Origin of the sequence: Acidiphilium sp. PM (assembly GCF_000219295.1) — a bacterium.
Taxonomy (GTDB): Bacteria; Pseudomonadota; Alphaproteobacteria; order Acetobacterales; family Acetobacteraceae; genus Acidiphilium; species Acidiphilium multivorum.
The window spans coordinates 1-6,056 of the sequence record NZ_AFPR01000144.1 but is presented as its reverse complement, the minus strand read 5'-3'; the positions used below and the strand labels follow the sequence as shown (position 1 = coordinate 6,056).

Genomic DNA, 6,056 nt, shown 5'->3' with positions numbered 1-6,056 from the left:
CCGTCGAAGGGTTCGGCGACCTGCTCCGCCACCGCGCCATCCGCGCCGCCGCCCGCGAACTGCCGCCCTCCGCGGTGCTCGATGTCGCCCCCGACCGGGCCGCCGTCCATGCCGCCCTTTCTCTCGCCCGCAATGGTGGCCGCACCGCCCTGCCGCAGGATGCCGGCTTCGCCATTCTGCGGGCCTATGGCATCGAAACCGCCGCAACACGCATCGTCGACACGCCGGAACATGTGGCGGCGGCGGCCTCGTCGCTCGGCTTTCCGGTGGTGGTGAAGGTCTCCCACCCCGATCTCGCGCGGCGCCGCCCCGAAGGCAGCGTCTCGCTTGACCTACCGGACGCCGCTTCCGCCAGCGCGGCCGCCACGCTGATCACCGCCCGCCTGCGCCGCAGGGGCGAATTTCCCGAGGGGGCGCGCTTCCTCGTCCAGCGCCAGCTTCCTCGCGCCCGAGAGCTGCGCATCCTGGTCGGCGAGCAGCCCTTCGTCGGCCCCACCATCGGCTTCGGCCCCGGTGGTGGCGACGCCGCCGATACCTCACGCCTCGCCTTCGATCTCCCGCCCCTCAACCTGAAACTGGCCGAGGGACTGATCCTCCGCGCCGGCGGCAACGCGCTGCTGCGCCCCGCCCGCGGCCTGGACGAGGCGGATCGCGCCGCGGTCGCCGGCACCCTGGTCCGCATCAGCCAGCTCGTCGTCGACTGGCCGGAAATCGAGCGCCTGGAAATCGACCCGCTCTTCGCCACCGGCGCCGGCGTCATCGCCGCCAATGTGCGGATCACGCTGCACGCGCCCGGCGAGCGTCGCCAGCCGCTGCCGATCACGCCCTATCCCGCCCATCTCGCCCACACGATGACGCTGAAAGGCAGGGGCTTCCAGATCCGCCCGATCCGCCCGGAAGACGCCGCCGCCCATCAGCGCCTGTTCTCCCGCCTCACGCCGGAGGATGTCCGCTTCCGGTTCTTCTCTGCCGTGCGCCAGCTTACGCCCGAGCAGGTGGTCCGCCTCACCGAGGTCGATTACGGCCGCGAACTCGCCCTGATCGCAGTCGAAACCGCCACCGGCGAGACAGTCGGCGTCGCCCGCCTGGTCCGCTCCGATACCGACGGCACCGAGGGCGAGTTCGCCGTCCTCGTCGAGGGTGCGGCGAAGGGCGTCGGCCTCGGCTCGGCGCTGATGCGCGACCTGATTGACTGGGCGCGCGACGAGGGTGTTGTCGACATCATCGGTCAGGTTCTGGCCGACAACCACCCGATGCTCGCCTTCATCCGTCATCTCGGCTTCGCGATCGCCCATGTTCCCGGCGAGGAGGATGTCGTGGAAGCAAGGCTGCGTCTCACGTGATCGCGCGGGCTTGCCGCCGGTCCGCTTATCGCGTTGATGGAGGCCATGAGCGACATCGCCCGCCCGTCATCGCCGGTCTCCGGCTTCCTGTCACGTCCGAACGCCCCGGTCCTCGTCCTGCTTTCGGTGACCGTGATCTGGGGCTGGACGTTCCTGCTCACCCGCCTGTCGCTGCCCTTCATCGGGCCGTATGCCTTTGTCGGCTGGCGCTTCGGCGTTGCCGCACTCGCCGTCGTGCTCGTCACCCGCCCGCATCCGGCGAGCTTCACCCGGATGGAGATCACCGGCGGCATCACCATCGGTCTTGTTCTCTTCCTCGGCTACGGTCTGCAGGCGGACGGGCTGCGCACCGTGGCGAGCGGCGAATCCGCCTTCCTTACCGCGCTCTACGTGCCGATGGTCCCGCTGCTCGAATTCCTGATCTTTCGCCGCCGTCCCGGCCTGTTCGCGACAGCTGGCCTCGTGCTCGCCTTCGCCGGCCTCGTCCTGGTCTCGGGCATGACCGGCCTGTCGCTCGCCTTCGACCGCGGCCAGTGGCTCACCCTCGGCGGCGCGCTGGGGGCGGCGCTCGAAATCGTGCTGATCGGCCATAGCGCGCTCACCGCCGATCCGCGCCGTATCGCCATCGTCCAGCTTGCCACCGTCAGTGTGATTTCCTTCGCCGTCGAGGCGGTGCGCGGCGGCATCATGATCACCACCCGTGCCTTTCCCTTCGCGGCGATGACCGGCATGGGCCTCGCCACCGCCTTCGTCCTGGTCGCGCAGAACTGGGCGCAGCGCAGCATCCCGGCCAACCGGGCGACGCTGATCTACACGCTGGAGCCGGTCTGGGCCGGGCTTGTGGGTGCTGCCTTTGGCGAGATATTTGCCCCTGCCCAGGTGCTCGGCGGCGTGCTGATCATCGCCAGCGTGGTGCTCAGCCAGTGGAAATCCTGAAGCCGCGCCCCGTAAGCGCAAAAACCCGGCACCGCGCGGCGCCGGGTCTTCCCTTGAAAGTCAAGCCTCAGCGCGTCGGCGTCGGCGGGTTGGTGGAATAGTCGTAGAAGCCGCGCCCGGTCTTGCGGCCAAGCCAGCCAGCCTCGACATAGTTCACCAGCAGCGGGCAGGGGCGATACTTGTCCTCGCCGAGCCCGGCATGCAGCACGCGCATCACTTCCAGCGCGACATCGAGCCCGACCAGATCGCACAGCGTCAGCGGCCCCATCGGATGCCCGGCACCGAGCTTCATGCCGTTGTCGATCGAGACCACGTCGCCGATCCCCTCGTGCAGCGCGAAGATCGCCTCGTTGAGCATCGGCACCAGGATGCGGTTGACGATGAAGCCCGGCATGTCCTGTGCTGCGATGGTGATCTTGCCCATCCGCTTTGCCAGGTCTTCGACCGCGGCAACCGTCGCATCCGTCGTCTCCAGCCCGCTTATCACCTCGACGAGCTTCATCATCGGCACCGGGTTGAAGAAATGCATGCCGACGAACCGCTCCGCGATCCCCGACGCCCGGCCGAGCTTCGTGATCGAAATCGACGAGGTGTTCGAGGCGAGGATCGCGTGCGGCGCGAGATGCGGGATCACCTGGGCATAGACCGCGCGCTTGATCTCCTCGCGCTCCGGCACCGCCTCGATCACCATGTCGCATTTCGCAAAAGCGTCATGCGTGGTCATGGGCGAGACGTGGGCGAGGGCGGCTGCCTCGGCCGCCGCGTCGATCGTGCCCTTCTGCACCTGGCGCTCGAGGTTCTTCCGCATGGTCGCCATGCTCTTCTCCAGCACCGCCTGCGCGGTGTCGACGAGCACGACATCGAGCCCGGACAGGGCGGCGACATGCGCGATGCCGTTGCCCATCGCGCCCGCGCCGAGCACGCCGAGAGTCCTGATCTCCATCTACTTTTCCTTCCGCCTGAAACACAGGCCGGGCTAGCCTTTATGGCCGCCCGGCGCCTTGATGTCGCTCAAGCCCGAAGGGCTCAGCCGAGCTCCTTCTGCAACTCCGGCAGCACTGTGAACAGGTCGCCCACCAGGCCGTAATCGGCCACCTGGAAGATCGGCGCGTCCTCGTCCTTGTTGATCGCGACGATGACCTTGGAATCCTTCATGCCCGCGAGATGCTGGATCGCGCCGGAAATGCCGACCGCCATGTAGAGGTCGGGGGCGACGATCTTGCCGGTCTGCCCCACCTGGTAGTCGTTCGGCACGAACCCGGCATCGACCGCCGCACGCGAGGCGCCCACCGCGGCCCCCAGCCGGTCGGCGATCGGGTCGAGCAGCTTGCCGAAATTCTCGCCGTTCTGCATGCCGCGCCCGCCGGAAACCACGATCCGCGCCGCCGTCAGCTCCGGCCGCTCGCTCTTCGAAAGCTCGGCGCCGACGAAGCTCGAACCACCGGCGTCGACCCCGACCTCGATCGTCTCGATCGCCGCCGCTCCGCCTTCGGCCGGTGCGGGATCGAAGCTCGCCGCGCGCACGGTGATGAGCTTCTTCGCGTCGGCGGATTTCACCGTTGCCATCGCGTTGCCGGCATAGATCGGGCGGACGAAGGTGTCGGCATCCACCACCCCGGCGATGTCGCTGATCGGCTGCACGTCGAGCAGGGCTGCGGCGCGGGGCATCACGTTCTTGCCGGTAGCGGTGGAGGCGGCGAGGACATGCGTGTAATTGCCGGCGAGTTTCACGATCAGGTCGGCCAGCGGCTCGGCCAGCGCGTGCGCCAGCGCCTTGCTGTCCGCGACCAGCACCTTGTCCACCCCGGCGATCGCGGCGGCTTCCTGCGCTGCGCCCCCCACGTTTTCGCCAGCGACCAGCGCATGCACCGTGCCGAGCTTCGCCGCCGCCGCAACCGCGCTGCGCGCCGGCTGCTTCACATGCGCGCCGTCGTGCTCGATGAGAACCAGAACCTCTGCCATGATCAGATCACCTTCGCTTCGTTGCGCAGTTTCTCGACGAGTTCGGCCACCGAGCCGACCTTGACCCCGGCCTTGCGCTGCGGCGGCTCGGCCACCTTCAGCGTGGTCAGCCGTGGCGCCGGGTCGACGCCGAGATCTTCCGGCTTCACCGTCTCGATCGGCTTCTTGCGCGCTTTCATGATGTTCGGCAGCGAGGCGTAGCGCGGCTCGTTCAGCCGCAGATCCGCCGTCACCACCGCCGGCAGCTTCAGCGCGACCGTCTCCAGCCCGCCATCCACCTCACGCGTCACCGTCACCGTGCCGTCGGCGATCGCGACCTTGCTGGCGAAGGTGCCCTGCGGCCAGCCGAGCAGAGCGGCGAGCATCTGGCCGGTGGCGTTCATGTCGTCGTCGATCGCCTGCTTGCCCATGATCACGAGGTCGGCCTGCTCGCGCGTCACCAGCGCCTTGAGCATCTTCGCCACCGCCAGCGGCTGCAGCTCGGCCTCGGTCTCGACCAGGATGCCCCGGTCGGCCCCCATCGCCAGCGCCGTGCGGATCGTCTCCTGGCAGGCGCTCACCCCCATCGACACCGCGACGATCTCGGTTGCCACGCCCTTTTCCTTGAGCCGCACCGCCTCCTCGACCGCGATTTCGTCGAACGGGTTCATCGACATCTTCACGCCGGCAAGCTCGACCCCGCTGCCATCCGATTTCACCCGGACCTTCACATTGTAATCAACCACACGCTTTACAGGCACCAGCAGCTTCATGGTCACTCCACAGGTTTGGCGTTTCGCGTCGCTGTCGTTTGCTGGATGATCTATGGGGCGTCGTTCGGCAAGTCAATCTTTGCGGACGCTTCCTGACGTTTGCGTCATGGTTTCGCCGGTGCTTCCGGCGGCCCGATGCCGAACAGGTCGCGGATGAATCCCGGCGCCAGTGCAGAAACCGGATTGACCACGACCCTTGGTGCGCCAAATGGCCCGACCACGGTATAGCGCGCGGCGAACAGCCCGCCGCCTTTCTCCGGGCTGAACAGCCGGCCGATCAGCGGAATCCGGCCGGGCAGGGTGTTCAGCGCATAGGCGGGCACGATCGTCCCGGACAGGTCGTAGCGCTTCCGCGCAAGGTCGATCTGCCCCGTGGTGGTGAAGCCGAGCGAGGGCGACCATGCCCGCGCCCCGCCGAGCGTCACCACCTCGCCTGACATGGTGAACGGCGCCACCAGCCGTGTGAAGGCGAGTCCCGGCCCGGAGGTCGCCGCCGGCATGCCGTAGATGGTCAGCGCCTGCAGCACCTTCGCCATCACCGGCACCTCGGTCAGGCGGAAATCGTCGATGCCAAGGCGCCCTTTCGTAAGACCCCCCTGCCGCGTCGCATCGAGCGTGAGCGTGCCGCCGTTCACACCTCCGGTAGCACCCGTCGCCGCCAGCAGCGCCCCCGCATCCGGCGCGTCGAGGCGGATCCGCGTCACCCCGCCGGCGCGGCGATAGGTCAGCCGCCCGGTTTGCCGCGGCCCCTGGACCAGTGTCGCCTCGAGCCCGGTGAGGCGGTCGCCATCCCCGGTCGCGGCGAGTTGCGTCGCGCCGAGTAACGGCGCTGGCGCGGCGTGCAGCCGCAACTGGGCGAACGTTCCATTCAACGCCCAGACCGGGCCGGATGCCGGGCGCGGCGCGGCCGCCGCCGTGCCGGCTTGCGCACGGGCTTGCGCGATCAGCGCGGAAAGATCCAGCGTTCCGCCGGAGAGCGAAATCCGCCAGGGCGCGCCGAGCCGGGCCGGCGGCGCCACCGAGCCGCGCGCCCGCAACTGGCCGAGCCGTGCCATGGCAACGG

6 protein-coding genes are annotated in these 6,056 nt (G+C 68.8%); 2 read left to right on the top strand and 4 right to left on the bottom strand.

Features of this window, described 5'->3' with window-relative positions:
* Both APM_RS07090 and APM_RS07085 read left to right on the top strand, forming a co-directional pair.
* The coding region (locus tag APM_RS07090; protein ID WP_007422673.1) for a GNAT family N-acetyltransferase at positions 1-1,343 on the top strand (1,343 nt) is incomplete at its 5' end.
* A 45-nt stretch (positions 1,344-1,388) separates the two neighbouring features.
* Positions 1,389-2,279 (top strand): DMT family transporter, encoded by an 891-nt coding sequence (locus APM_RS07085; protein WP_007422672.1) that lies wholly within the window; start codon positions 1,389-1,391, stop codon positions 2,277-2,279.
* Positions 2,280-2,346: 67 nt separating this feature from the next.
* On the opposite strand, the gene APM_RS07080 is transcribed toward APM_RS07085, so the two are convergent.
* The 4 genes from APM_RS07080 to APM_RS07065 form a co-directional block, all read right to left on the bottom strand.
* Positions 2,347-3,222 carry a 3-hydroxybutyryl-CoA dehydrogenase gene (locus tag APM_RS07080; protein WP_007422671.1) on the bottom strand — a complete coding sequence of 292 codons (876 nt, stop codon included), beginning with the start codon at positions 3,220-3,222 and terminating at the stop codon, positions 2,347-2,349.
* 83 nt (positions 3,223-3,305) lie between these two features.
* The gene (locus tag APM_RS07075) at positions 3,306-4,241 is read right to left on the bottom strand and encodes an FAD-binding protein (protein ID WP_007422670.1); all 936 of its coding nucleotides are present in this window, start codon (positions 4,239-4,241) and stop codon (positions 3,306-3,308) included.
* 2 nt (positions 4,242-4,243) lie between these two features.
* A complete protein-coding gene (locus tag APM_RS07070; RefSeq protein WP_007422669.1) occupies positions 4,244-4,993 on the bottom strand; it encodes an electron transfer flavoprotein subunit beta/FixA family protein in 750 nt (249 codons plus the stop codon).
* A 104-nt stretch (positions 4,994-5,097) separates the two neighbouring features.
* Positions 5,098-6,056 (bottom strand): AsmA-like C-terminal region-containing protein (locus APM_RS07065; RefSeq protein ID WP_007422668.1); only part of this gene is annotated, 959 nt, incomplete at its 5' end.

Bases quoted from the DNA above. Each gene is read 5' to 3' on its own strand.
- APM_RS07085 (WP_007422672.1), top strand. From the start codon at position 1,389: ATGAGCGACATCGCCCGCCCGTCATCGCCGGTCTCCGGCTTCCTGTCA.
- APM_RS07080 (WP_007422671.1), bottom strand. From the start codon at position 3,222: ATGGAGATCAGGACTCTCGGCGTGCTCGGCGCGGGCGCGATGGGCAAC.
- APM_RS07075 (WP_007422670.1), bottom strand. From the start codon at position 4,241: ATGGCAGAGGTTCTGGTTCTCATCGAGCACGACGGCGCGCATGTGAAG.
- APM_RS07070 (WP_007422669.1), bottom strand. From the start codon at position 4,993: ATGAAGCTGCTGGTGCCTGTAAAGCGTGTGGTTGATTACAATGTGAAG.